The following is a 24,954-nucleotide window of genomic DNA, read 5'->3' as shown; positions in this document are numbered from 1 at the left end:
ACTTTGAGCCGGTTCACACTTTTCAATGAAAATTGCAGATCAATTTCATGATGAGTTATGTAGACTGGCCGCCATTAATTTTGAGGCACACGTACTACATGGCTGAATTCGAAACCACTTTTGCAGATCTGGGCCTGAAGGCTCCTATCCTTGAAGCCCTTAACGATCTGGGTTACGAAAAACCATCTCCAATCCAGGCAGAGTGCATTCCGCATCTGCTGGGCGGTCGCGATGTTCTGGGTATGGCCCAGACAGGTAGCGGCAAAACTGCAGCGTTCTCTTTACCGCTGCTCAACAATCTTGATCCTGAGCTGAAGGCACCTCAGATTCTGGTGCTGGCACCGACCCGCGAACTGGCGGTTCAGGTTGCAGAAGCCATGACGGATTTCTCTAAACACATGCGCGGCGTGAACGTGGTTGCCCTGTACGGCGGCCAGCGTTATGACGTGCAATTACGTGCCCTGCGTCAGGGACCACAGATCGTCGTCGGTACGCCGGGCCGTCTGCTGGATCACCTGAAGCGCGGGACTCTGGACCTCTCTAAACTGAGCGGTCTGGTACTGGACGAAGCAGACGAAATGCTGCGTATGGGCTTCATCGAAGACGTTGAAACCATCATGGCGCAGATCCCGGAAGGTCATCAGACCGCTCTGTTCTCTGCGACTATGCCGGAAGCGATTCGTCGTATTACCCGCCGCTTTATGAAAGAGCCGCAGGAAGTACGCATTCAGTCCAGCGTTACCACGCGTCCTGACATCAGCCAGAGCTACTGGACTGTATGGGGCATGCGTAAAAATGAAGCGCTGGTGCGTTTCCTGGAAGCAGAAGATTTTGATGCGGCGATTATCTTCGTTCGTACCAAAAATGCGACCCTGGAAGTGGCAGAAGCGCTGGAGCGTAGCGGTTATAGCAGCGCTGCACTGAACGGCGACATGAACCAGTCCCTGCGTGAGCAGACTCTGGAACGTCTGAAAGATGGCCGTCTGGACATTCTGATTGCAACCGACGTTGCGGCCCGTGGCCTGGACGTTGAGCGTATCAGCCTGGTTGTTAACTACGACATCCCGATGGATTCCGAGTCTTACGTTCACCGTATCGGCCGTACTGGTCGTGCGGGTCGTGCTGGCCGTGCGCTGCTGTTCGTTGAGAACCGTGAGCGTCGTCTGCTGCGTAACATCGAACGCACCATGAAGCTGACGATTCCGGAAGTAGAACTGCCGAACGCAGAACTGCTGGGCAAACGCCGTCTGGAAAAATTCGCCGCTAAAGTACAGCAGCAGTTGGAAAGCAGCGATCTGGATCAGTACCGTGCTCTGCTGGCGAAAATGCAGCCGGAAGAAGAGCTGGATATCGAAACGCTGGCAGCCGCACTGCTGAAAATGGCTCAGGGCGAACGTCCGCTGATCCTGCCGCCAGATGCGCCGATGCGTCCGAAACGCGAATTCCGCGACCGTGACGATCGTGGTCCGCGTGACCGCAACGATCGTGGCCCGCGTAATGACCGTGGTGGTGAAGATCGTCCGCGTCGTGAACGTCGTGACGTTGGCGATATGCAGCTGTACCGCATTGAAGTGGGCCGTGATGACGGTGTTGAAGTTCGTCATATCGTTGGCGCGATTGCTAACGAAGGCGATATCAGCAGCCGTTACATCGGTAACATCAAGCTGTTTGCTTCCCACTCCACCATCGAGCTGCCGAAAGGTATGCCGGGCGACGTGCTGCAGCACTTTACCCGTACTCGCATCCTGAACAAGCCGATGAATATGCAGCTGGTTGGCGATGCAGTTCCGCACACCGGTGGTGAGCGTCGTGGCGGTGGCCGTTTCAGCGGCGAGCGTCGTGAAGGCGGTCGTGGCGAAGGTCGTAATTTCAGCGGTGAGCGCCGTGAAGGCGGTCGTGGCGATGGTCGTCGTTTCAGCGGCGAACGTCGTGAAGGCAACCGTGGTCCGCGTCGTGACGATTCTTCTGCTCCGCGTCGTGATGACTCCGCTGGTCGTCGTCGTTTCGGCGGTGACGCATAAGTTTCACTGTGTAAAGTAATATATACAGCCCCGATCTCAACAATCGGGGCTTTTTTTATTTCATTTGTACTCGTGTACTGGTACAGTGCAGCACATTGAGATGTAGTCACAATATAAATGACTGGAGAGATGGCTAAATGGCAACACTAACCACCACCCAAACGTCACCTTCGCTGCTCGGCGGCGTGGTGATTATCGGCGGCACCATTATTGGCGCGGGGATGTTTTCTCTGCCAGTGGTCATGTCCGGGGCGTGGTTTTTCTGGTCAATGGCGGCGCTGATCTTCACCTGGTTCTGCATGCTGCACTCCGGGCTGATGATCCTCGAAGCGAACCTCAATTACCGCATTGGTTCCAGCTTTGACACCATCACGAAAGATCTGCTGGGTAAAGGCTGGAACGTGGTGAACGGCATTTCGATCGCCTTCGTTCTCTATATCCTGACCTACGCCTATATTTCAGCGAGCGGGTCGATTCTGCATCACACCTTCTCCGAGATGTCGCTGAATGTTCCGGCGCGCGCGGCGGGTCTTGGTTTTGCGCTGCTGGTGGCATTTGTGGTGTGGTTAAGCACCAAAGCGGTTAGCCGCATGACGGCAATTGTGCTGGGCGCAAAGGTGATTACCTTTTTCCTGACCTTTGGCAGTCTGCTGGGGCATGTTACGCCCACTACGCTGTTTAACGTGGCACAAAGCAACGCTTCATATACGCCGTACCTGTTGATGACGCTGCCGTTTTGTCTGGCGTCGTTCGGCTACCACGGTAACGTCCCGAGCCTGATGAAGTACTACGGTAAAGATCCGAAAACCATTGTGAAGTGTCTGGTGTATGGCACGTTGCTGGCGCTGGTACTGTATACCGTATGGTTACTGGGAACGATGGGGAATATTCCGCGTCCAGAGTTTATCGGTATTGCGCAGCAGGGCGGTAACATTGATGTGCTGGTACAGGCGTTGAGCGGCGTACTAAACAGCCGCAGTCTGGATCTGCTGCTGGTGGTGTTCTCTAACTTTGCGGTGGCGAGTTCATTCCTCGGCGTCACGCTCGGTCTGTTTGACTATCTGGCGGATCTGTTTGGCTTTGATGACTCGGCGATGGGGCGTTTTAAAACGGCATTGCTGACGTTTGTCCCGCCAATTGTGGGTGGATTGCTGTGGCCGAACGGTTTCCTGTACGCCATTGGCTATGCAGGACTCGCGGCAACCATCTGGGCCGCCATTGTTCCGGCGTTGCTGGCGCGTAAATCCCGCGAGCGTTTCGGTAGCCCGAAATTCCGCGTCTGGGGCGGCAAGCCGATGATTGCGCTGATCCTGGTATTTGGTATCGGCAACGCGATTATCCATATTCTGTCGAGCTTTAATCTGTTACCGGTTTATCAGTAACGTTGTTGTGCCGGATGGCGGCTGTGCCTTATCCGGCCTACTTGATCCTGTAGGCCCGGTAAGCGAAGCGCCACCGGGCAAAACAACGAACTACCCCAGCAACTCTTCTTTCACCTGCATCGCCAAATCAAACGAATGTAGCCGTGCCTGATGATCGAAAATCTGGCCGTTAACCATAATCTCATCGGCCTGGGTTTCACGCAAAATAGCGTCGAGACCGTGCCGCACTTTCGCCTTATCACCGACCAGCGACATGCTCAGCGCCTGTTGTACGCCGTATTGCTCAGAAGCGGACCACAACTGATGCATATTCTCTACCGGCGGCGGTAGCTGGCCCGTTTCGCCACGACGCAGTTTCACAAACGCCTGCTGCATGGAGGTGAAAAGAAACTCGGCGTCGCGATTGCTGTCAGCGGCAATGATGTTGATGCACACCATCGCATACGGCTTTGCCAGCCGCGCTGAGGGTTTGAACTGGGTGCGATACAGATGCAGCGCCTGATGCAGCATATCCGGAGCAAAGTGTGAGGCGAAGGCAAACGGCAGGCCGAGCTGGGCTGCCAGCTGTGCGCTGTACAGGCTGGAGCCCAATAACCAGACCGGGATCTGCTCGCCGTAGCCGGGAACCGGGCGCACATGAGGGTTAGGATCGCGGGCGTCGAACCAGTCCACCAGTTCAGCTACGTCGCGTGGGAAGTTATCGATATCACCGCTCATGTGGCGGCGCAGCGCACGCATCGTTGGCTGATCGCTCCCCGGCGCGCGGCCAAGCCCAAGATCGATGCGTCCCGGATACAGCGTATTCAGGGTACCGAACTGCTCGGCGATCACCAGCGGCGAATGATTAGGCAGCATAACGCCACCGGAACCGAGATGCAGTGTGGTGGTATTGGCAGCCAGATAGCCAATCAGCACTGAAGTTGCGGCGCTGGCGATGCCGGTCATGTTGTGATGTTCTGCCAGCCAGTAGCGGTGGTAGCCGCGCTTTTCGGCCAGTCGGGCGAGATCAAGCGAGTGTGTGAAGGCCTCTTTTGCAGAAGAACCTTCAGGGATCGGTGCCAGATCCAGCACCGAGAACGGAATAGTTTTGTCAGTCATAACGGCTCACTTTGTTACCGGTTAATCTTTTAATACTGCATTAAAATTTGATTACCGTTGTTAACAAAGTGAGCTTTTTTACGCCTGCAGCTCCAGACCAGCCAGTCGCTTCCAGTAGCCGTTGCAGTCACTGTGGGCGGCAAGGGGTAATGGGGCCGTACCATTTTCATTGGCGCGGAACGCATCAAGCATGGCGAATGTTTCAGTGCCTGAAGGGGACAGACGCACAATATCAACCAGACCCTGCATCGATGTCAGCTCGTTGCCGAGGTTGTAGACATAGCCGCTCATGGTCTGGATCCCGTTGAGGACAAAGACCTGCTGATTTTCCTGCGACAGCACATCACGCCCGTTGGGGTATTTGATGCAGCAGGTTTCACATTCGTCTTTTGGCCGATCTTCGGAACGTGCGGTAAAGCAGCGGGCGGAGTATGCCAGCGGCAGATGCCCGTAGCTCAGCACCTCTACTTCAAACTGATTGCGAATACCCAGCTCATCACACTGGTTGAGCAGGTTTACCAGCCAGTCGCGGGACAACTCTACTGGCATACACCAGCGCACCATGCCCTGCTTGAGCAGTAAACGCAGTGTTACCGCGTTGTAGCAGTTGAGCGCATGCCCGGCGACAAACGGCAGCTTACGTTTGGCGCACATGTTTACCACGCCGAGATCGCTGGCTTCCAGCAGGAAGTCGCCATTTTCAACATAGCGCTTCAGCTCTCCCAGTTCAGAAGAGGCTTGCACCAGCGCCAGCGTCGACAGCACCACCTGTTTACCGCTGCCAGCGAGTGATTTCGCCATATCCAGCCAGTCGCCCACCTTGGTGGCGCGGCGTTTACTGCATACCGCTTCGCCAAGATAGATAACGTCGGCCTGGCTTACGGCGGCCTGCTGATAAAAATCTTCCAGCGTTTCTTTCGGCCAGTACCACAGCACCGGCCCTAAGGAATATTTCATTGCTTCTCTCACTGCCATTTACGGTGATACGCGCCAAGCGTGGTCTGCGTGCCTTCGGACATTGAACCGAGCGTTTCCATCCACGCGTCCTGCGGGGCGTAGTTTTGCGGGTCGGCCATACAGCGGTCGATCGCCTGACGCCACACTTTCGCCACCTGGCTGACATAAGCCGGGCTGCGCTGACGTCCCTCGATTTTGACCGAAGCAATATTGGCGGCCAGTAAGTCGGGCAGCAGTTCCAGCGTGTTCAGACTGGTGGGCTCTTCCAGTGCATGATAGCGTTCGCCATCAACCAGATAGCGACCTTTACACAGCGTCGGATAACCGGCGTTTTCTCCATCCTGATAGCGATCGATCAGAACTTCGTTTAGACGGGATTCCAGCCCTTGTGGGGTCTGTTGCCAGCGCACAAAGCGAGCAGGGGAGCAGGCACCCACGGTGTTTGGCGATTCGCCTGTCAGATAAGAAGATAAGTAGCAACGACCTTCTGCCATAATGCACAGACTGCCGAAGGCAAACACTTCTAACGGAACTGGGGTTACGCGGGCTAATTGCTTCACCTGATGAATCGACAGCACGCGTGGCAGTACGACCCGCGCAACGTCAAAGTTGCGATGGTAGAAATTAATTGCCTCTTCGTTAGTCGCAGATGCCTGAACGGAGACATGGCGCTCAATATGAGGATAGCGCTCTGCGGCATACTCAAGCATGGCGAGGTCGGCGAGGATCAGCGCATCCGCACCCAGTTGTGCCGCCATATCCACGGCACGTTGCCAGCGTACATACCCATCCGGATGGGCAAAGGTGTTAATCGCAATGTGCAGCTTACGGCGATGTTGATGAACGAAACTCACCGCTTCCTGCAATTTTTTCTCGGTAAAATTAAGGCCGGCGAAATGACGGGCGTTGGTATCATCTTTCAGCCCGATGTAGACAGCATCAGCGCCGTTCTCGATGGCCGCCTTAAGCGCCGGGAGGTTTCCGGCAGGGCAGAGCAGCTCCATAATTTATCCTGAACGTTGCGCCATGTAGGGCGCAGAAATGTTAACGAAGAGGGATTTTAGTTAACCTTGCTGAGACAATTTTTGATTTGAGGCAGTTAAAGTCGTATTGGTGACACCAATAAAGAGGTAACAATTTCGTAGCGAATTGTTGATTTATGCCGCTATGTCGTTTATTTGATATGGCAAAATAGCAGGACTATTGAAACAGGGAGTAAAGCTCGTGTTGGATAAACTGCGTTCACGCTTAGTACATTTAGGTCCTTCTCTGATGAGTGTACCGGTTAAACTGACGCCCTTTGCGCTGAAGCGCCAGGTTCTGGAGCAGGTCCTGAGCTGGCAGTTTAGTCAGGCGCTGGCCGATGGGGAGCTGGAGTTTCTCGACGGTCGCTGGCTGAGCATTCATGTGCGTGACATCGGCCTTAAATGGTATACCTCTGTTCAAAACGATAAACTGATCGTCAGCCAGAATGCAGATGCGGATGTCAGTTTTAGCGCCGATGCCAGCGATCTTCTGATGATCGCGGCGCGTAAGCAGGATCCAGATACGCTTTTCTTCCAGCGTCGCCTGGTGATCGAAGGTGATACAGAATTAGGGCTGTATGTTAAAAATCTGATGGACGCCATCGAACTGGAGCAGATGCCGAAAGCGTTACGTGTCATGCTGCTGCAGTTGGCGGATTTTGTTGAGGCGGGTATGAAAACGTCGCCGGAAACCAAACAGACCTCGGTAGGTGAACCATGCTGATTCGAGTTGAAATTCCCATTGATGCCCCAGGCATTGATGCGCTGCTGCGCCGTTCATTTGAGAGCGATGCGGAAGCGAAGTTAGTGCACGACCTGCGCGAAGACGGGTTCTTAACGCTGGGTTTGGTTGCTACCGATGATGAAGGTCAGGTAGTGGGCTACGTCGCGTTCAGCCCTGTCGATGTGCAGGGTGAAGATCTGCAGTGGGTCGGCATGGCGCCGCTGGCGGTGGATGAAAACTACCGGGGACAGGGCCTGGCGCGTCAACTGGTCTATGAAGGACTCGATTCCCTGAACGAGTTTGGCTACGCCGCGGTGGTTACGCTGGGCGATCCGGCACTGTACAGCCGCTTTGGCTTCGAACTGGCGGCCCATCACGACCTGCGTTGCCGCTGGCCGGGTACAGAAAGTGCCTTCCAGGTGCATCGCCTGGCAGAAGATGCGCTGGAGGGCGTCTCTGGCCTGGTGGAATATCACGACCATTTCAACCGCTTTTAAGTGTCGGGGGTTTGCAGGCTCCTCAGTAGAGTCTCAAACCCTTCGCCTTCCACAAGACGCTCTTTCTGGCGTTTTGTAAGCTGCTTGACCCGATACTCTATGCGCAGGGCCAGCGAACGGTCGCCAACCTGCGCCGCAAATGCCAACGTGAGTTCCCCCTTTCCACGTAGCGCCTTCGCGCCTTTCCCACTTTGATGCTGCTGATAGCGGCGCTGCACATCGGTGGTTATTCCGGTGTATAAGGCGTTGTCAGCGGTACGGATCAGGTACAGATACCAGGGTGTCATTGTCACCATCGACGTGATAATTTTCAGGCCTACAGTATAAAAGAGAACAGAAATGGAAACACTGACTGCGGTGTCTCGCTGGCTGGCAAAACAGCACGTCGTGACCTGGTGCGTACACCATGAAGGTGAATTGTGGTGCGCCAATGCGTTTTACCTGTTTGATGCGCAGAAGATGGCATTCTATGTGCTGACCGAAGATAAAACGCGCCATGCGCAGATGTCGGGACCGTGTGCACCGATTGCCGGCACGGTAAATGGTCAGCCCAAAACGGTCGCCCTGATTCGTGGCGTGCAGTTTAAGGGGGAAATTCGCCGTCTTGAAGGGCAGGAGAGTGAAACCGCGCGTAACGCCTACAACCGCCGTTTCCCCATCGCCAGAATGTTGCCAGCGCCCGTGTGGGAGATTCGACTGGATGAAGTCAAATTCACTGACAACACGCTGGGCTTCGGTAAAAAGATGCACTGGCTACGTGATCTATAGTTAAAAGAGTGATTGAAGCGTCAGGGGAAAATAAACGATGAGCCAGGTGTTAATAACCGGTGCAACGGGTCTGGTGGGTGGACATTTATTGCGGATGCTACTGAATGAACCCCGGATCAATGCCATTACGGCGCCGACGCGTCGACCGCTGGCTGATACGGTTGGCATCTATAATCCCCACGATCCGCAGCTAACCGATGCTCTGGCGCAGGTTACCGATCCGGTCGATATTGTCTTTTGTTGTCTGGGTACGACCCGACGTGAAGCGGGTAGTAAAGAGGCGTTTATCCACGCGGATTATACGCTGGTAGTGGATACAGCTCTGACGGGGCGTCGGCTGGGGGCACAGCATATGCTGGTGGTGAGTTCGATGGGAGCCAATGCACATTCGCCGTTTTTTTATAATCGGGTGAAAGGGGAAATGGAGCAGGCGCTGATCGCGCAGAAATGGCCCCGGCTGACGATTGCCCGGCCTTCTATGCTACTGGGTGATCGGGATAAACAGCGGGCGAATGAAATGTTTTTAGCGCCATTATTTCGGTTGCTGCCGGGTAACTGGAAGTCGATTGAAGCGCGCGATGTTGCGCGAGCTATGCTGGCGGAGGCGCTGGCGCCTGGACCGGAGGGCGTTACGATACTGACCTCTTCAGAGCTGCGCGAAAGGGCTAAATAAAATGCCGGATGGCGCTGACGCTTATCCGGCCTACAAACGATTACGTCCTGTAGGCCGGATAAGACGCCCATGCGTCGCTATCCGGCATCAGTATTATTTAATAAACGTAAAGGCCGTCGTGACGCGTTTCACGCCGCTTACCCGGCTGGCGATGTCTGCCGCCGCCTTCGCTTCGCGTTCGGTCACCAGACCTAACAGGAACACTTCTCCATTCTCGGTGGTGACTTTCACGTTAGAGGATTTCACCTGATCGCTGGTCAGTAACTGGGAACGTACTTTGGTGGTTATCCAGGTATCGTTGGACGCATCGCCCAGACCGATTGGCTGGCCCTGACGGATCTCATTAAAGACCTCAGTCGTACCTTCTACGCCCATCGCAATCTGTTTTGCCCGCGCAGACAGTTCGCTATTTGGCGACTGACCGACCAGCAGCACTTTACCCTGATATGCGCTCACGTTGATTCGCGCTTCTTTCTTGATCTGGGCATCTTTCGACAACGCCGTATTGACGCGTAATTCCAGGGTCCCATCATCTACCTGGGTGCCGACACTGCGAGGATCCGTTGCTGCTTTCGTCCCGACAGCTGCTGTTCCGACAACGGCGGCAGCTACACAGCCTTGCAACAGCAATGCTGAGAGAACGACGGCGAGCGGCGAAAATGCCTTCATGTGTACTCCTTAATCATCCTGGTGAGGGAAAAGCGTGTTATCAATGAGATCGCAAAGGCAATTGACCGTCAGCATATGCATTTCCTGAATGCGGGCGCTGTGGTGTGACGGGATGCGGATTTCAACATCCTGTGGCCCCAACAACCCGGCCAGCTCCCCTCCGTCATAACCGGTCAACGCAACGATCGTCATGTCGCGCGTAACGGCTGCTTCAACGGCTTTTACGATATCGCGGCTATTACCACGCGTAGAAATTGCCAATAGAACATCACCTGCATGTCCCAGCGCACGGACTTGTTTTGCATAAACTTCGTCGTGCAGGCGATCGTTGGCAATCGCAGTTAAGACCACATTATCAGTATTTAGTGCAATCGCAGGTAAACTTGGGCGTTCTGTTTCAAAACGGTTGATCATGCTGGCAGCAAAATGCTGTGCGTTGGCAGCGGACGTCCCATTACCACAACAGAGAATTTTGTTGCCATTGAGCAGGGACTGAACCAGCGTCATGGCTGCACGGGAGATCGCATCCGGGAGTGCTTCAGCCGCAGCTATCTGAGTTTGAATGCTTTCAGTAAAGCAGACTTTAATTCTATCTAACACGCTAATCCTTAAGAACCAGGCTCTGAATCTTCAACTATGAGCGGTCGTTGAACGCATCCTTAAACCACTCAACATCATTTCCGGTGAAGGCTAACACATCGAACCGGCAATCCACAGTATCAAAACTCCCATTGTGGCGCGCAAGCCACAAGCGGGCGGTCTGTAATAATTTGTGTTGTTTGCTTCGGGTCACACTCGCCGCTGCGCCGCCAAACTGGGCCGAGCGCCGATAGCGGACTTCAACAAAGACGGTGGTGTTGCCTTCACACATTATCAGGTCGATTTCGCCGCCACGCTCACGCACGTTGGCGGCGATAAAACGCAGTCCTTTGCTTTCCAGCCAGTGACGCGCAGTCGTTTCCCACGTATCACCGGTCTGTTTGCTCGTTAACTGGCGGGGACGACCTGTCCTTGCTGGTATTTGAGCCATGATAACTTCCTGTTAATTACGCAATCCTGCGTTGCGGTCAATGCGCCGGTGTTGCCGTTAATTTCGAAGCCCTGCACCTGACGCATTTGCGAGAAATGATTAGCGAGCGACCAGGCATCGACGCCCATTGCATACATGCGCGCCAGTGAGTAGTCATTGCGTACTACACTCAGCGCTTGCTGCATGAGCGGCTCGTTGCCGCCTGCCAGCATCGGTATTTCGCTGTACTGCAAACCTTCCATCTCCAGACGGAAATCAGGACCAGCGGTACCCTGCGCACTGCGGGAGCTGGCGTACAGCGTCGCACCGCTCTGGCTGCCGTTACGCATGGCGATCATCGGCTTAATAAAGGCAATTTCTTCCGGCGTTGCCAGAATATACACGGCATCAACACGACCGCTGCTGCCAGTGATTTGGGCATCGGTAGGCGCAGCCGGTATCGTCAGACCGCCAATCGTCACGCCAGGTTGCGCAGGTACAGAGGACGCCACCGGGCTACCCGTCAGGGAAATCCCCGAGCCGCCGTTGACGCCCATTTTCAGCTCGGCGGTGGAGCCGAACTTCTGCTGCAGCACCATGCCGCCGCCCAGTTTTTGCCATTCCTGAGCAAAGGCATTGGCAACGCGATCACCTAACGAACTCCGCGGGATCAACAGCAGTGGTGCTTGTTTTCCTTGTTCACGGATGTGGCGTGCGGCATCGCGCGCTTCATCTTCTGGCGACAAAGCGAAGTAGCAGACGTTCGGCAGATTTTTCACCGACTCCGGCTGATTAAGCGCCAGCACGTTTAATGGCGTGTTGCTTTTCATCAGCTCTTCAACATTGTTTTTCAACAACGGACCAACCACGATGCTGGCGCCATCCTGCTGGACCTGAGTCAGGATTTGGTTCAGCGGCTGTGATGAGGTGTCGTAGATTTTCAGCTCTGCGGACGGATTCGCCGGTGCGCTGGCGGTGGTTGGCTGTGCAGGTGCTGTTGGCTGTGGGGCTGCAGCTTCTGGCTGTGCTGGCGTCTCGTTAGTCAGATCGCTGACTGACGCCTGAGAAGGGCTGGCAACACCGTCAGTCGTTTGCGGCTGTTCTGTGGCCGTCGCAGCTGTTGTATCCACAGCAGGCGCAGCTACAGCAGGGGCCGCTACGGGTTGAGTACCCATATTTTTCGCCGCTTCAAAGCCTTGCTGAATAGTCCGGCCAAATACAGCGGCCTGACCGTTCAGCGGCAGCAGCAGCGCAATTTTGCTGGTGGAGGCGGGCTTAAAGCTCTGGACGTTAACCAACTGCGTTGGCAGCATTTTTGCCCCGGGGTTTTGCGGATAACGTTTCTGCCAGTCCGCAATACCGGCTTTCATCATGTCAGGATCGTTACGGTTATCGAACCAGACGCGCTGGAGATCCAGCCAGCCTTGCAGCACGTTTTCATCAGCATTGATGACCAGCGCCTGTGCTTGCTCCTGGGTCATAGATGACAGCGCCTGCCAGGTGGCATCGATGTTTTTCTGCTTAGCATTCGCGGCCAGCAGCGGTTCCTGGGCGATCAAGGCGCGCAATAGCGTCAACGACGGGCGACCCTGGTTGACGTCGATTTGCGCCTGCCAGTATCTGGCCTGCTGGTTTTGATCGAAATCGGCAGGAGTGAGTTTATCCAGCAGGGCCTGAGCGCCAGCGATATCTTTCTGCGCGAGCTTGATCTCGACGGCGAGCAACGACTGCTCACGACGCTGAGTATCGCTGAGTTTCTGCGGTAGCTGGTTGAATAGCTCGGTAGCCTGCTGGCTCTTGCCTTCTTTCAGCAGTGCACGAATGGCGAGTAATTGCCAGTTGGTCTTGCTATCATCTGAGCTTTGCTGCATTTGTTGCAGATAAAAGCCGGAATCAGCCTGCGCAGTGCCCTGCATATGGGCTGCACTCTGGTCTGGCGCCTGGGTGCCACAGCCTGCGAAAATCAGTGCAGCCAGAATGACTGGTAGCGCGCGCGCGGCTTTCAAACGAGAAAATGTTGAGGGTACCATACTGTATCCAGTGATATTTTTTTACTCAATGCTCAATATTAAATCGGCAATACGGACGACACAATGAAACAACACGAATCGGCGGATAATTCTCAAGGCCAACTCTTTATTGTACCTACTCCTATAGGAAATTTGGCTGATATTACCCAACGAGCGCTCGAAGTTTTACAAGCCGTTGATTTGATTGCCGCTGAAGACACCCGTCATACCGGATTATTGTTACAACACTTCGCGATTAACGCCCGTTTGTTTGCGTTACACGATCACAATGAGCAACAAAAAGCGGAAACGCTGGTGGCGAAACTCAAAGAAGGGCAAAACATTGCGCTGGTTTCCGATGCCGGAACGCCGCTGATTAACGATCCTGGCTACCATCTGGTGCGCACCTGTCGCGAAGCGGGGATCCGCGTTGTTCCCCTGCCTGGTCCTTGTGCGGCGATTGCTGCCCTGAGCGCTGCTGGTCTGCCTTCAGACCGTTTCTGCTACGAAGGCTTCTTGCCTGCGAAATCCAAAGGCCGCCGTGATGCGATGAAAGCCATTGAAGCTGAACCGCGTACGCTGATTTTTTATGAATCTACCCATCGCTTGCTGGATAGCCTGGAAGACATGGTTGCTGTCTGGGGCGAATCCCGTTACGTGGTACTGGCGCGCGAGCTGACCAAAACCTGGGAAACCATTCACGGCGCACCGGTTGGCGAGCTGCTGGCGTGGGTCAAGGAAGATGAAAATCGTCGCAAAGGCGAAATGGTGCTGATTGTTGAAGGGCATAAAGCGCAAGAAGACGATCTGCCTGCCGATGCGCTGCGAACCCTGGCGCTGCTGCAGGCCGAACTGCCGCTGAAAAAGGCCGCCGCGCTGGCCGCTGAAATCCACGGCGTGAAAAAGAATGCGCTGTACAAACACGCGCTGGAACAGCAGGGAGAGTAAGAGAGGCTGGATTAATCGCCAGCTTGTCGGAAGAACGCGCTGATAGCGTTGCAGCAAAAAGGAAAGTTGCAACGCGTTGGTGCGAAGAAAAGCGGGATGTGGCGGGTAAAAAACTAAACGATCAGTAACTCAACGCCTGTTTTAGCCAGCGCTGATTTGTCCTGCTTGCTGATGCTATCGTCGGTTATCACGCAATTAATCTTCTCCATCGGCAATACCTGATTAAAGCCACGGCGATTGAACTTTGTCGCGTCCAGCACCGCGATGACCTTATGTGCGGCAGCTGCCATGACGCTGCTAATGGAGTAGCCTTCGTTAAATGTCGTAATGCCATTTGTGGCATCAATCCCATCGGCACCCACAAACATCAGGTCAGCGCTGATCCCTTGTAGGGAACGTTCAGCGATAGTGCCATGCATTGAATGCGTTTTATGGCGCACGGTTCCACCGCAGACGACCAGCGTAATGTCTTTGTTTTCCGACAACGTGAATGCGGCGGGTAGGCTATTGGTAATAACGGTGATATTACTTTTTCGGTTTAACGCCTCCGCGATAAGCAAGGTGGTGCTTCCGCTATCGAGAATGACGGTCATGCCTTCTTCGACCATTGCGGTCGCGGCCTGGGCGATCCTTTTTTTCGGATCGCTGGCAAGTTGATACCGCTCTTCCAATATCACTTCCTGATTGTCGCCTTCAGCCAGGTGGCTTCCTGGTTTTGCCGCTCCGCCGTGAAAACGGGTGACAAGACCTTTCTCCTCTAATAACCGCAGGTCGGCGCGAATGGTCACTTCAGAAATACCAAAGGTATTCGAAAGGTCCATTACCAGCACGCTGCCTTGCGTATTAATCAGGTCGACAATTTTGTTCCTTCTCTCAAATGAGTTCATATTGATTTACCTGATAATTTAACTATCACTAGTTTAATCGAAGGATTGCGAAAGGTGAACGCTAAATTTCGAAAGGAAATGTGAGCCAGCGCAGGTTGCTGGCTCGTGAGGTCAGGCAAATTTGAGCAGAATTTTTCCCTGCATCGGTGCGCCATTGAGTGATGTTACCGCTTTGGCAAAACTGTCAGCATCGCCGCTATGGGCAATTAACGGCTCCAGCTGTAAACGTTTTTCGGTCAGCAAGCGTGCAGCGGTTTCCCACTCCTCTCCTGGCCATGGGCTGGAGTAGTTCATCCAACTGCCGAGAATGGTTAATTCCTTACGCAGTATTTGGCCAAATACACTGGAAGTCAGCGTCAGGTCCTGATGCAATGTACCCACTAACGCTACCTGTGCGCGAGGGCCTGCAATTTCTACAGACAGGGCTACGGTTTGTGGTGTTCCTGCTGTCTCCAGTACAAGCTGATCGAACTGCAAATCGGCCAGTGCAGAATAGATTTCCGCCGCGCCCATCTCCCGGCTATTGAATACGTGAGTGGCTCCCAACTCTTTCGCTAACGTCAATTTTTGCGGGTTGATATCAATCGCCGTGACACTTTTTGCACCGAGTTCGCGGGCGCATTGCAGTGCCAGTAAACCGATAGTACCCGCGCCCACAATAATCACGTTTTTACCTTCACAACCCTGCGCCAAATGAAACGCATGCAGGCCGACGGTGATGGGTTCAATGAACGCGCCATCTTCAATCGGCATATCTGAAGGCAGGCGGAACAGATTAGCGCGTTTCACCACCACATATTCTGCGTTGCCGCCTTCGCTACGTGAACCGACAAACTGATACTGCTTACACAACGAAAAGTAACCACGCTCACACTGAGGACAGTGGAAGCAGGGGAGCAGCGGCACACAGGCAACGGCGTCGCCTGGTTGCATATCAGTAACGCCAGTGCCGTAGGATTCAACATAACCGCTAAATTCATGACCCAGCGTTATTGGGTAATAATGCGCACCATGAGAGAAAATACGCGGGATATCAGAACCGCAAAGTCCTGAACTAACCACCTTGACCAATACATCGTTATCGGCTTGCAGTTGGGGCATGGGACGTTCTTCAACGCGTACGTCTCCCTCAGCGTGAATAACCACTGATTTCATAAGAGTCTCCAGAAATGTGAAGGGGAGCAAATGCTCCCCAGAAATTAAGATGTGGGCTGGCTTTCTGAGATAGCGGCTGCTTTTTCGGCGGCGACGAAATTACGTGCCCGGCGCCAGGTCAATAGCACACCTGCGAAGTAAATGATGGCAATAACTGCAAACGCCACGACGTTTTGCCAGGTAAAGAGCTGAATCAGTAACCAGGTGATCGGCGAGCCCCCCTGGTCCAGAGAGGCGACCATTCCACCTGCTTTCAGTGCCCCGGCGTTGGCGGCAAGCTGAGTGTGTAAGCCGATGGTCTGGGTGGCGATCCACAAGGTGATGCCCATGATGATGACGCCAGAGATCAGCGTGCGGAACAGATTCCCCTGATGAACGGCTACCGCCATTGCGACGAAGAAACCAATGGTGGCGAGATCGCCGAAGGGCAGAACCTGATTACTTGGGACCAGGACGGCAATCAGAATGGTCAGCGGAATAAAGATCAGGCTTGCGGAAACCACCGACGTATGGCCGAGCAGCAATGCGGGATCCAGACCAATTAAGAACTCCTGACCGCCAAATCTCGCCTGCAGGCGTTTGCGGGCATGCTTCGCGATAGGTGTTAAGCCATCCATAATCGGTTTAATGACGCGCGGCATGAGCAGCATGACGGCAGCAGTTTTTACCGCCAGTTGCAATACTGCTTTGATGTCATACCCGGCTAACAAGCCGATCACTAAGCCCATAACAAAACCGACGGTGACTGGCTCACCAAAAGGACCGAAGCGTTTCTGTACATCATCTGCACTGAAATGAATGCGATTCAGACCCGGGATTTTTTCAATGATCGTATCAACCAGGACCGCTATTGGCCCCAGATAGGCTGATGAGCCGTGTGGAATGGCAATACCTTCGAGACCGAAAAAGTCGCGCGTGTCTTTCGCAAACCAGTCGCCAAGTTTGTAGACGAAGGCGGCATGAACAACCACGCCGAGAATGCCCAGCCAGTATGAACCGGTTGCCAGATGCAACATGGCGCCGGTAAACGTCATATGCCAGATGTTCCAGATATCGACATTGACGACCCGAGTCATTCGGGTGACCAGCATCAGGATGTTGACCCCAATGGCGACAGGGATAGCAATCAAAGCGATCTGTGATGCCCATGTCATTGGCGATGAGCCCGGCCAACCAACATCAATGACATGCAGGTTGATTTGAAACTGCTCCGCCATTGCTTTTGCGGCAGGCCCGATAGAATCCAGCATCAGGCCAATAACCAGACCAATGCCGACGAAGCCGATCCCAATATGCAGACCAGATTTAAAACAATCCCCGAGCTTCATCCCCAATAGTTTTGAGAAGATGATGATCACGAGCGGCAACATAACCGTTGGACCTAAATCGAGGATATAACGCATTATTTCGCTAAACATGGCGTTACCCCACGAGGATAGTCAGTATTTTTTGCTGCAACGCTTCGATACCCACGCCTGAAACAAAAGGCATGCCGTGGACCACAGGGATATCGCCAAAAGTACGGTCAACACGGGCGGTGGTACAGATAAGATCTGCTCCATCCATATAGGTTTCGATTTCCGTTACCCGGCACTGAACCAGGTCGAGTTGGATATTGTTGGCTTCACACAGTTCTTTAATTTCTTCTGCTGCCATTGTTGAAGTTGCTACAGCACCGCCACAAGCCACAATTACTTTACGTTTCATAGGGTATTCCTTTTATTATCAGTTTTTTATCAAGCCTGGGCGCAAGGCTCAGACTCAAGGATTTTTTCCCGAAAGAGCATTGCCAGTTCAGCATCTGGCGCATTCAATAATGCTTCAATGGTGTTCGGGTTTTGCAGCTCACTAAACAGACGACGCAGGAGCTTCAGCTGCGCCGTCGGGTTCTCAACGATTAAGGCAATAATTAAAGAGACCGCTATCTCTTCATCATCATCTGCCTGCTGAAAGTTGACAGGCGCCTCTGGGCGAATCAGATAGATAGCTGGCGATTTCGCATGAACGGCTTCACAGTGCGGGATCGCAACGGCATGATGTTCCAGCGCGATTCCAGTTGGAAAGGTTGCTTCACGCTCAATCAGGGCCTGCGGGTAGCTTTCATGCACGACCCCTTTGGCCAGCATCTCTTCCCCAATGTGCACCAGCGCATGCTGACACGAGCTAAAGTTAATTCCGGTTCGGACAAAGAGTTGGCTCATATATTCTCCAGATTTCAGGCGATAACTGGCGCGCAGCCAAAGCGATAGGCACGCAGAACGTCCTGGATTTTGTCGATAATCAGATTATGTGGTGTAGCCGTGAGCGTTCCTTCTGACAGGCGCTCAAACTGCACGGGCATAAACTGGCTAATTAGTCCCAGCGGTAATGCCACACCGTTCAGGTTGGCAATTAACTTTTCCACGCTTTGACGAATACGCGGATGAGGCCAGTAGTAGCGAATACGGTCAGACAAGCTGAAGTGAATATCGACCATCGCCTGGCTCCAGGTTGGACGATAGTATTTTTTCCAGTAGTCCGGCTCATTCAGCATGACTTCATCAATCACCTCCAGCACCCGGCTCCGTTGTTCCGGAGAGATCAGCTCATTTTCCATTTGTGCCAGCGCAAAAATAGCTTCGCGAAGGGCGAAAGTCAGCGCGGGACCGACTTTCAGAATCGCATAGTGGTCACGTACCAGGGCACGATAGGCCTGACGGGTTTGATAATCTGTGGAGTGCGCTTCGTAGACCATCGGCGTCTCTTTGATCCAGGCGGAAAGCGCTTGTGCGGCTTGTGGTTGATAGTGAATGATCTGTGTGTGGTCAAACTCTACGCCTGGCTGGACGACAATGGCGATCACACGGGTTAATGCTTCTTCAAGCCCTAATGCGCGAAAAGCGACCTGGTGTGTTTCCAGAGTACGGGCAGCATCTTCTTCGCGGGTAACATGTACGGTACCAATAGTACTGGCTTCTCCGCCAGGTACAGGAACTTCTGTCCCTATAACGTAAGTTAATTGGCGTTTCTGTTCTTCAGTGGCTGTTGCTTCTGCGGCCTGGCATAACACAGCGGCGCGCTCGGCGACAACCATTGGATCCAGCGGTGTGGGGTCGTCAGCACAGGACATAGAGGCATCAAGATGGATTTTACTGAATCCAGCGGCGACATAAGCTTTAATTAAATCTACGGATTTCGCCATTGCCTCTGCTGCCGGTTCATTTTGCCAGCAGTTAGGACCGAGGTGATCGCCCCCGAGAATCAGTCTTTCACGAGGGAAACCGACTTGTTCTGCAATGTTATACACAAAGTCACGGAAATCGGCAGGCTTCATCCCGGTATAGCCGCCAAACTGATTTACCTGATTAGATGTCGCTTCGATCAGCACTTTACTGTCTGTATTGAGATCAAAACGTAGTGCGGATTCAATCACCAGCGGATGGGCTGAACAAACAGAACAAATTCCCAAATGTTCACCCGCTTTATGACGAGAGATTATTTCTTTCACTTCTATCTCCGATATCTTTTGTTTATCTTCATAATATTTTTGGATTGAAGGCAAAGGGTAAAAGCATCTTTCGTGATCCAGCTTTAAAAACAAACCTTTGTCAGCACCCGTGCAATTCAAATTAATGAAGGACTTACAGCTTTCCTTCGCAGCCGCAGTCGGCAATGACTTTACGTACCACCTCTTTCATCGCTGTTTTTGCTGGCACCATGTAGTGCCGTGGATCGTTCGCATCGGTGTGGGCGCTCAGGTAGTTTTTGAGTGCGTCAGCAAAGGCGATTTTGAGTTCGGTAGCGACGTTGACTTTGCAGATCCCGAGAGTGATTGCGCGTTTAATATCCTGAGGGGGCAGGCCGGAAGCGCCATGTAAAACTAAAGGAATATCAACGCATTGACGAATTTCCGCTAACCGTTCAAAGTCCAGTTTTGGTTCTGCGGTGTACAAGCCATGGGCAGTGCCAATGGCGACTGCCAGTGAGTCGATACCTGTTTTTTCTACGAACTCTCGAGCCTGCTCAGGGTGGGTATAAAGTGCATCCTTGCCATCCACGATCAGATCATCTTCTTGCCCGCCCAGGCGTCCCAGTTCTGCTTCAACGCTGACGTCATAGCGGTGGCAGTAATCCGTCACGCGTTTGACTAACGCGATGTTATCGGTAAACGGTAAATGGGAGCCGTCGATCATGACAGAGCGAATCCCTGCGGAGACTTTCGCTTCAATATCGCTGACGCTTTCATGGTGATCGAGATGAATTGCCAGGGGGTGGTTCCAGCTTCTGGCCAGCTCGCTGGCGATAGCGACTATATTACCTACACCAGCGTAGCTAAACGTACCTGGCGTTCCGGCGACGATCAACGGAGAACGTAGCTCGGCAGCCGTTTCCACGACAACCTGTAAGGTCTCGAGATTGTGGATGTTAAACGCGGGGACGGCGTAGCCTTCTTGTTGAGCCTTCTTCAGCATCGTTTTGCTTGAAATGATAAACATACTTCCTCCGAAGTCTTTCGATTTCTTTCTTCGAAATAAAGTATAGGGTTTCGTAATGTTTTTTTGTGATTTCGATCTGAAAAATGAAAGTTTCGAAAGTAATGGGAGGGTTGCGAAAGTTTATGCCAAAAAAAAGAGCATGCCCGTAGACATGCTCCTGAAGAAAAAACAGTGAAAAATCAGGTTACCGGTGCCGGGTTAAATACCGCCAGCTGGTTATGTAATCCCCACTGATCTGAGAAGGTTTTCTTACGACCGCTGGCCACGTCGAGAATGAACTCGAATAGCTTTAACCCTACTTCTTCGATGGTTTCTTCTCCGGTCGCGATGGTGCCTGCGTTGATGTCCATCAGGTCAAACCAACGATTAGCCAGTTCAGTTCGCGTCGCCATTTTTATCACCGGCACGGCCATCAGACCGTACGGCGTACCGCGACCGGTGGTGAACACCTGCACGGTAATGCCGGAAGCAACCTGCTGCGTACCACAGACAAAATCGCTTGCCGGGGTGGCGGCATAAATCAGGCCGCGCCTGGTTGGACGCTGACCCGGCGACAATACTTCGACAATCGCGCTCTTGCCTGACTTGGCAATAGAACCCAGCGCTTTTTCCACCACGTTTGCCAGACCGCCTTTCTTGTTACCCGGAGAGGGGTTAGCGCTGCGGTCAGTTTTTCCCATATCGAGATAGTTGTCGTACCAGGCCATCTCTTCGAGCAGACGCTTGCCCACCTCTTCGTTAACTGCCCGTGGGGTCAGAAGATGGATCGCATCGCGGACTTCGGTCACTTCCGAGAACATCACGGTCGCACCGCAGCGAACTAGCAGGTCGGAGGCATAACCTACCGCCGGGTTGGCCGTTACGCCAGAAAACGCATCGCTGCCGCCGCATTGCATGCCGACAACCAGTTCAGATGCCGGACAGGTTTCGCGCTGGCGCTGATTGAGCTTTGCCAGGTGGCGCTCAGCGACCTGCAAAATGTCTTCTACCATGGATTTAAAGCCAACGTGTTTTTCATCCTGCAGGCTGACGATACTGGCGCTGTCTACCGGAATACTTTTCACATCGTGAGTACCTTCCAGCAGGCGCTCAGGCTGGAGTTTTTCGCAGCCAAGGCCGATGACCATTACTTCACCGCCGAAGTTCGGGTTCAACGCAATATTGTGGATTGTACGAATCGGCACGATGGCGGCTGGGGCATTGATCGCCACGCCGCAGCCGTACAAGTGATTGAGCCCCACCACGCCGTCGACGTTCGGATATTTGGGCAGCAGATCGCGCTCAATGATTTTCACCACATAGTCCACCACGCCCGCCACGCAGTGCACGCTGGTGGAGATGCCGAGCAGGTTCTTGGTGCCAACGCTACCGTCAGCATTGCGGTAACCTTCGAAGGTATAACCCTCGAGAGGCGGCAGCGGCTCAGGCACTTTAGTTGCCAGCGGCAGCGTCTCCAGCGGCGGAGCCTTGGGCAGCTCAACCATTGATTCATCAATCCAGCTGCCGCGTGGGATATCGCGAACGGCATAGCCTATCACTTCGCCATAACGCACGATTTCGCCATGAACAGGAATATCCACGAGCGCCACTTTATGACCCTGGGGAATATGTTCAACAAGTTCCAGTCCGTCCGGAAAACGCGTTCCGGCTTTCAGACCATTGTCATTGACAATTATCGCCACATTATCTGTGTCGTGAACTTTAATATAAAACGCCGTTGGCGATTCTTGTCTAATTTCGATGTCGGCCATTGTCCAGTATTCTCCAGCCAGGTGGTGATAATAATTGTATGGGTGTTGTTATATTGCAGCTAATTAAAAGCAATAAAAACTTGGTATTGTGAAATAAGAATGTCAGGAGATTAAATCTGAGAATGTGACCATGATCACTTAAACTCAGGTACATCATGCTGCCAGAGGTGGCAATACGTAAATGTGTGCATTAGCGCCCATGCTTATGTGCATTTGCCCAGGATAATATTCTAACGCATTTTCTTTAGTGAGCATTTGCACAATGATTAACCTTGTCGTGCTGATTATACTAAATCACGGTTTCATAGCACCTGATAAATTATTGCGTATTTTTATTGGTGGTAATTAATTCTTAAAAATGCCTGCCGAGTAATAAAAGACATGTACCCGAGGTAACCTGAGGTAAATAGTATGATACTGGATACGGTGGTAGAGAAAAAGAAAGGTACGCACACTCGTTATTTAATATTGCTGATAATCTTTATTGTTACCGCCGTTAACTACGCGGACCGTGCGACGTTGTCTATTGCCGGTACGGAAGTGGCGAAAGAGTTGCAGCTCAGCGCCATCTCAATGGGTTACATTTTCTCCGCCTTCGGCTGGGCTTATCTGTTGATGCAAATCCCCGGCGGCTGGCTGCTCGATAAGTTCGGCTCGAAGAAAGTCTACACTTACAGCCTGTTTTTCTGGTCGCTGTTTACCTTCCTGCAGGGATTCGTGGATATGTTTCCGCTGGCCTGGGCGGGTATTTCAATGTTCATCATGCGTTTCATGCTGGGCTTCTCGGAAGCGCCGTCCTTCCCGGCGAACGCCCGTATTGTGGCGGCCTGGTTCCCGACAAAAGAGCGCGGTACGGCATCCGCAATTTTTAACTCCGCACAATATTTCTCCCTGGCACTGTTTTCGCCGCTGCTGGGCTGGCTGACCTTCGCCTGGGGTTGGGAGCACGTCTTTACCGTGATGGGCGTTATCGGTTTTGTGCTCACCGGCCTGTGGGTAAAGTTTATTCATAACCCAACCGATCACCCGCGTATGTCGCAGGAAGAGCTGAAGTTTATCTCTGACAACGGCGCGGTTGTGGATATGGATCACAAGAAGCCGGGCGCTGCGGCATCTGGCGGTCCTAAGCTGCATTATATCAAGCAGTTGCTGACTAATCGCATGATGCTTGGGGTGTTCTTCGGACAGTATTTTATCAATACCATCACCTGGTTCTTTCTGACCTGGTTCCCGATCTACCTGGTGCAAGAAAAAGGCATGTCGATTCTGAAAGTGGGTCTGGTGGCGTCGATTCCTGCGCTGTGCGGATTTGCCGGTGGCGTGCTCGGCGGTGTGTTCTCTGATTATCTGATTAAACGCGGCTTCAGCATCACCCTGGCACGTAAGCTGCCGATTGTGCTCGGAATGTTGCTCGCGTCGACCATTATTCTGTGTAACTACACCGATAACACCACCCTGGTTGTCGCGCTGATGGCGCTGGCGTTCTTCGGCAAAGGCTTCGGCGCGCTGGGTTGGCCGGTGATCTCCGATACCGCACCGAAAGAAATCGTCGGTCTGTGCGGGGGGGTATTTAACGTATTTGGCAACGTCGCTTCCATCGTCACCCCGCTGGTGATTGGTTATCTGGTGAGCGAGCTGCACTCATTTAATGCTGCGCTGATGTTTGTAGGATGCTCGGCGCTGATGGCGATGGTTTGCTACCTGTTTATTGTCGGTGACATTAAACGTATGGAATTGCAGAAATAAACAAAGGTATAGGCGATGAATAACACGATTTTTCCGAATAAGTTTAAAGCGGCCCTCGCGGCGCAACAGATTCAGATTGGCTGCTGGTCTGCATTAGCCAACCCAATCAGTACCGAGGTTTTAGGCCTGGCAGGTTTTGACTGGCTGGTGCTGGATGGCGAACACGCGCCGAACGATATCTCGACGTTTATCCCGCAATTGATGGCGCTGAAAGGTAGCGCCAGCGCGCCAGTCGTGCGCGTACCGACCAACGAGCCGGTGATTATCAAGCGCCTGCTGGATATTGGGTTTTACAACTTCCTGATCCCGTTCGTTGAGACACAAGAAGAGGCGGTGAACGCCGTGGCATCGACCCGCTATCCGCCGGAAGGTATTCGCGGCGTGTCCGTCTCCCATCGCGCCAATATGTTTGGCACCGTACCGGACTACTTTGCGCAGTCGAATAAGAACATCACCATCATCGTGCAGATCGAAAGTCAGCAGGGCGTTGATAACGTTGACGCTATCGCGGCGACCGAAGGCGTAGACGGTGTCTTCGTCGGCCCAAGCGATCTGGCTGCGGCGCTAGGCCACCTCGGCAATGCGTCGCATCCTGATGTGCAGAAAGCTATCCAGCACATTTTTGCCCGCGCGAAAGCACATGGCAAACCAAGCGGCATTCTGGCCCCGGTAGAGGCGGATGCGCGTCGTTATCTGGAGTGGGGCGCGACCTTTGTTGCTGTTGGCAGCGACCTTGGCGTGTTCCGTTCAGCCACGCAGAAACTGGCTGATTCTTTTAAGAAATAACCACCATCGACAGTAGAGAGATAAAGACATGACAATGAAAGTTGGTTTTATTGGCCTCGGTATCATGGGTAAACCAATGAGTAAAAACCTCCTCAAGGCAGGTTACTCGTTGGTGGTTGCTGACCGTAACCCGGAATCCATTGCACAAGTCATTGCCGCTGGTGCAGAAACCGCCGCCACGGCGAAAGATATTGCTGAACAGTGCGACGTGATCATCACCATGCTGCCGAACTCTCCGCATGTTAAGGAAGTGGCGCTGGGGGAAGGCGGTATTATTGAAGGGGCGAAACCGGGCACAGTGCTTATCGACATGAGCTCCATCGCGCCGTTAGCCAGCCGTGAAATCAGCGAGGCGCTGAAAGCGAAAGGCGTGG

At 53.2% G+C, this 24,954-nt stretch carries 27 protein-coding genes; 11 read left to right on the top strand and 16 right to left on the bottom strand.

The annotated features are described in order from the left end of the window. Positions 1-25 precede the first annotated feature (25 nt). The 3 genes from yrbN to mtr all read left to right on the top strand — a co-directional run bounded on the left by yrbN (position 26) and on the right by mtr (position 3,403). Positions 26-106 (top strand): protein YrbN, encoded by an 81-nt coding sequence (gene yrbN / locus FDX03_RS22145; RefSeq protein ID WP_010723222.1) that lies wholly within the window; start codon positions 26-28, stop codon positions 104-106. Continuing rightward, positions 99-2,021, top strand: coding sequence for an ATP-dependent RNA helicase DeaD (gene deaD / locus FDX03_RS22140; RefSeq protein ID WP_061068683.1), 1,923 nt, complete (start codon positions 99-101; stop codon positions 2,019-2,021). Before yrbN ends, deaD begins: the two co-directional genes overlap by 8 nt. A gap of 137 nt (positions 2,022-2,158) precedes the next feature. Continuing rightward, entirely contained in the window at positions 2,159-3,403 is a 1,245-nt protein-coding gene (gene mtr, locus FDX03_RS22135) for a tryptophan permease (RefSeq protein WP_005131807.1), read from the top strand. Positions 3,404-3,493: 90 nt separating this feature from the next. Here the strand turns inward: mtr and FDX03_RS22130 are convergent, their stop codons facing one another. From FDX03_RS22130 to FDX03_RS22120, 3 genes are all read right to left on the bottom strand, one after another. Then, a complete protein-coding gene (locus FDX03_RS22130; protein WP_137346594.1) occupies positions 3,494-4,501 on the bottom strand; it encodes a luciferase-like monooxygenase in 1,008 nt (335 codons plus the stop codon). Positions 4,502-4,579: 78 nt separating this feature from the next. Then, entirely contained in the window at positions 4,580-5,476 is an 897-nt protein-coding gene (locus FDX03_RS22125; RefSeq protein ID WP_137346593.1) for a U32 family peptidase, read from the bottom strand. Then, positions 5,467-6,462 carry a peptidase U32 family protein gene (locus FDX03_RS22120; protein ID WP_115642792.1) on the bottom strand — a complete coding sequence of 332 codons (996 nt, stop codon included), beginning with the start codon at positions 6,460-6,462 and terminating at the stop codon, positions 5,467-5,469. The genes FDX03_RS22125 and FDX03_RS22120 overlap by 10 nt, the downstream gene beginning before the upstream one ends. Positions 6,463-6,682: 220 nt before the next feature. Between FDX03_RS22120 and FDX03_RS22115 the strand changes: the two genes are divergently transcribed. Next, entirely contained in the window at positions 6,683-7,207 is a 525-nt protein-coding gene (locus FDX03_RS22115) for an SCP2 domain-containing protein (protein ID WP_061068678.1), read from the top strand. Continuing rightward, complete coding sequence (locus FDX03_RS22110) at positions 7,201-7,704, top strand: N-acetyltransferase (protein WP_048213385.1); 504 nt, start codon at positions 7,201-7,203, stop codon at positions 7,702-7,704. Before FDX03_RS22115 ends, FDX03_RS22110 begins: the two co-directional genes overlap by 7 nt. Here FDX03_RS22110 and FDX03_RS22105 read toward each other — a convergent pair. Next, entirely contained in the window at positions 7,701-7,991 is a 291-nt protein-coding gene (locus FDX03_RS22105) for a GIY-YIG nuclease family protein (protein WP_137346592.1), read from the bottom strand. The two genes, FDX03_RS22110 and FDX03_RS22105, sit on opposite strands and share 4 nt — an antisense overlap. Positions 7,992-8,043: 52 nt before the next feature. On the opposite strand from FDX03_RS22105, the gene FDX03_RS22100 reads away from it, so the two are divergent. Next, positions 8,044-8,472 carry a YhbP family protein gene (locus tag FDX03_RS22100; RefSeq protein WP_048213383.1) on the top strand — a complete coding sequence of 143 codons (429 nt, stop codon included), beginning with the start codon at positions 8,044-8,046 and terminating at the stop codon, positions 8,470-8,472. Positions 8,473-8,509: 37 nt separating this feature from the next. Next, on the top strand, positions 8,510-9,145 hold the full coding sequence (locus tag FDX03_RS22095; RefSeq protein WP_137346591.1) for an NAD(P)H-binding protein: 636 nt from the start codon (positions 8,510-8,512) through the stop codon (positions 9,143-9,145). Between the two features lie 93 nt (positions 9,146-9,238). Here the strand turns inward: FDX03_RS22095 and dolP are convergent, their stop codons facing one another. The 4 genes from dolP to FDX03_RS22075 are packed head-to-tail and all read right to left on the bottom strand — an operon-like array spanning position 9,239 to position 12,853. After that, complete coding sequence (gene dolP / locus FDX03_RS22090) at positions 9,239-9,814, bottom strand: division/outer membrane stress-associated lipid-binding lipoprotein (RefSeq protein WP_048213381.1); 576 nt, start codon at positions 9,812-9,814, stop codon at positions 9,239-9,241. A gap of 9 nt (positions 9,815-9,823) precedes the next feature. Next, on the bottom strand, positions 9,824-10,414 hold the full coding sequence (gene diaA, locus FDX03_RS22085) for a DnaA initiator-associating protein DiaA (protein WP_048213380.1): 591 nt from the start codon (positions 10,412-10,414) through the stop codon (positions 9,824-9,826). Positions 10,415-10,448: 34 nt separating this feature from the next. Next, positions 10,449-10,844, bottom strand: a complete 396-nt coding sequence (locus FDX03_RS22080; protein WP_115601410.1) for a YraN family protein — start codon at positions 10,842-10,844, stop codon at positions 10,449-10,451. Further along, positions 10,802-12,853, bottom strand: a complete 2,052-nt coding sequence (locus FDX03_RS22075; RefSeq protein ID WP_137346590.1) for a penicillin-binding protein activator — start codon at positions 12,851-12,853, stop codon at positions 10,802-10,804. The genes FDX03_RS22080 and FDX03_RS22075 overlap by 43 nt, the downstream gene beginning before the upstream one ends. A 63-nt stretch (positions 12,854-12,916) precedes the next feature. Between FDX03_RS22075 and rsmI the strand changes: the two genes are divergently transcribed. After that, positions 12,917-13,780: a 16S rRNA (cytidine(1402)-2'-O)-methyltransferase gene (gene rsmI / locus FDX03_RS22070; protein ID WP_003024942.1), complete on the top strand. Its 864-nt coding sequence runs from the start codon at positions 12,917-12,919 to the stop codon at positions 13,778-13,780. A gap of 113 nt (positions 13,781-13,893) precedes the next feature. Here rsmI and FDX03_RS22065 read toward each other — a convergent pair whose 3' ends face one another. The 8 genes from FDX03_RS22065 to garD all read right to left on the bottom strand — a co-directional run bounded on the left by FDX03_RS22065 (position 13,894) and on the right by garD (position 22,048). Continuing rightward, on the bottom strand, positions 13,894-14,667 hold the full coding sequence (locus FDX03_RS22065) for a DeoR/GlpR family DNA-binding transcription regulator (protein WP_048213375.1): 774 nt from the start codon (positions 14,665-14,667) through the stop codon (positions 13,894-13,896). A 111-nt stretch (positions 14,668-14,778) separates the two neighbouring features. Continuing rightward, complete coding sequence (gene gatD, locus FDX03_RS22060; RefSeq protein WP_137346589.1) at positions 14,779-15,822, bottom strand: galactitol-1-phosphate 5-dehydrogenase; 1,044 nt, start codon at positions 15,820-15,822, stop codon at positions 14,779-14,781. Between the two features lie 44 nt (positions 15,823-15,866). After that, entirely contained in the window at positions 15,867-17,240 is a 1,374-nt protein-coding gene (locus tag FDX03_RS22055; protein WP_137346588.1) for a PTS galactitol transporter subunit IIC, read from the bottom strand. A 4-nt stretch (positions 17,241-17,244) separates the two neighbouring features. Beyond that, positions 17,245-17,529: a PTS galactitol transporter subunit IIB gene (gene gatB, locus FDX03_RS22050; protein ID WP_003828616.1), complete on the bottom strand. Its 285-nt coding sequence runs from the start codon at positions 17,527-17,529 to the stop codon at positions 17,245-17,247. Positions 17,530-17,558: 29 nt separating this feature from the next. Further along, a complete protein-coding gene (gene gatA, locus FDX03_RS22045; RefSeq protein ID WP_137346587.1) occupies positions 17,559-18,023 on the bottom strand; it encodes a PTS galactitol transporter subunit IIA in 465 nt (154 codons plus the stop codon). A gap of 14 nt (positions 18,024-18,037) precedes the next feature. Next, positions 18,038-19,309 carry a tagatose-bisphosphate aldolase subunit GatZ gene (gene gatZ, locus FDX03_RS22040; RefSeq protein WP_137346586.1) on the bottom strand — a complete coding sequence of 424 codons (1,272 nt, stop codon included), beginning with the start codon at positions 19,307-19,309 and terminating at the stop codon, positions 18,038-18,040. Between the two features lie 133 nt (positions 19,310-19,442). Next, positions 19,443-20,297 carry a tagatose bisphosphate family class II aldolase gene (locus FDX03_RS22035; protein ID WP_048213370.1) on the bottom strand — a complete coding sequence of 285 codons (855 nt, stop codon included), beginning with the start codon at positions 20,295-20,297 and terminating at the stop codon, positions 19,443-19,445. 179 nt (positions 20,298-20,476) lie between these two features. Further along, complete coding sequence (garD, locus tag FDX03_RS22030; RefSeq protein WP_137346585.1) at positions 20,477-22,048, bottom strand: galactarate dehydratase; 1,572 nt, start codon at positions 22,046-22,048, stop codon at positions 20,477-20,479. Positions 22,049-22,459: 411 nt separating this feature from the next. On the opposite strand from garD, the gene garP reads away from it, so the two are divergent. The 3 genes from garP to FDX03_RS23800 form a co-directional block, all read left to right on the top strand. Further along, positions 22,460-23,794 carry a galactarate/glucarate/glycerate transporter GarP gene (garP, locus tag FDX03_RS22020; protein WP_048213368.1) on the top strand — a complete coding sequence of 445 codons (1,335 nt, stop codon included), beginning with the start codon at positions 22,460-22,462 and terminating at the stop codon, positions 23,792-23,794. A 15-nt stretch (positions 23,795-23,809) separates the two neighbouring features. Beyond that, a complete protein-coding gene (gene garL, locus FDX03_RS22015; RefSeq protein ID WP_048213367.1) occupies positions 23,810-24,580 on the top strand; it encodes a 2-dehydro-3-deoxyglucarate aldolase in 771 nt (256 codons plus the stop codon). Positions 24,581-24,608: 28 nt separating this feature from the next. Next, on the top strand, positions 24,609-24,954 hold a 346-nt coding region (locus FDX03_RS23800), incomplete at its 3' end, for an NAD(P)-binding domain-containing protein (RefSeq protein WP_249357148.1).

The organism is Citrobacter sp. wls827 (genome assembly GCF_005280875.1).
Lineage (GTDB): Bacteria > Pseudomonadota > Gammaproteobacteria > Enterobacterales > Enterobacteriaceae > Citrobacter > Citrobacter youngae.
This window is presented reverse-complemented; position numbering and strand designations above follow the sequence as displayed.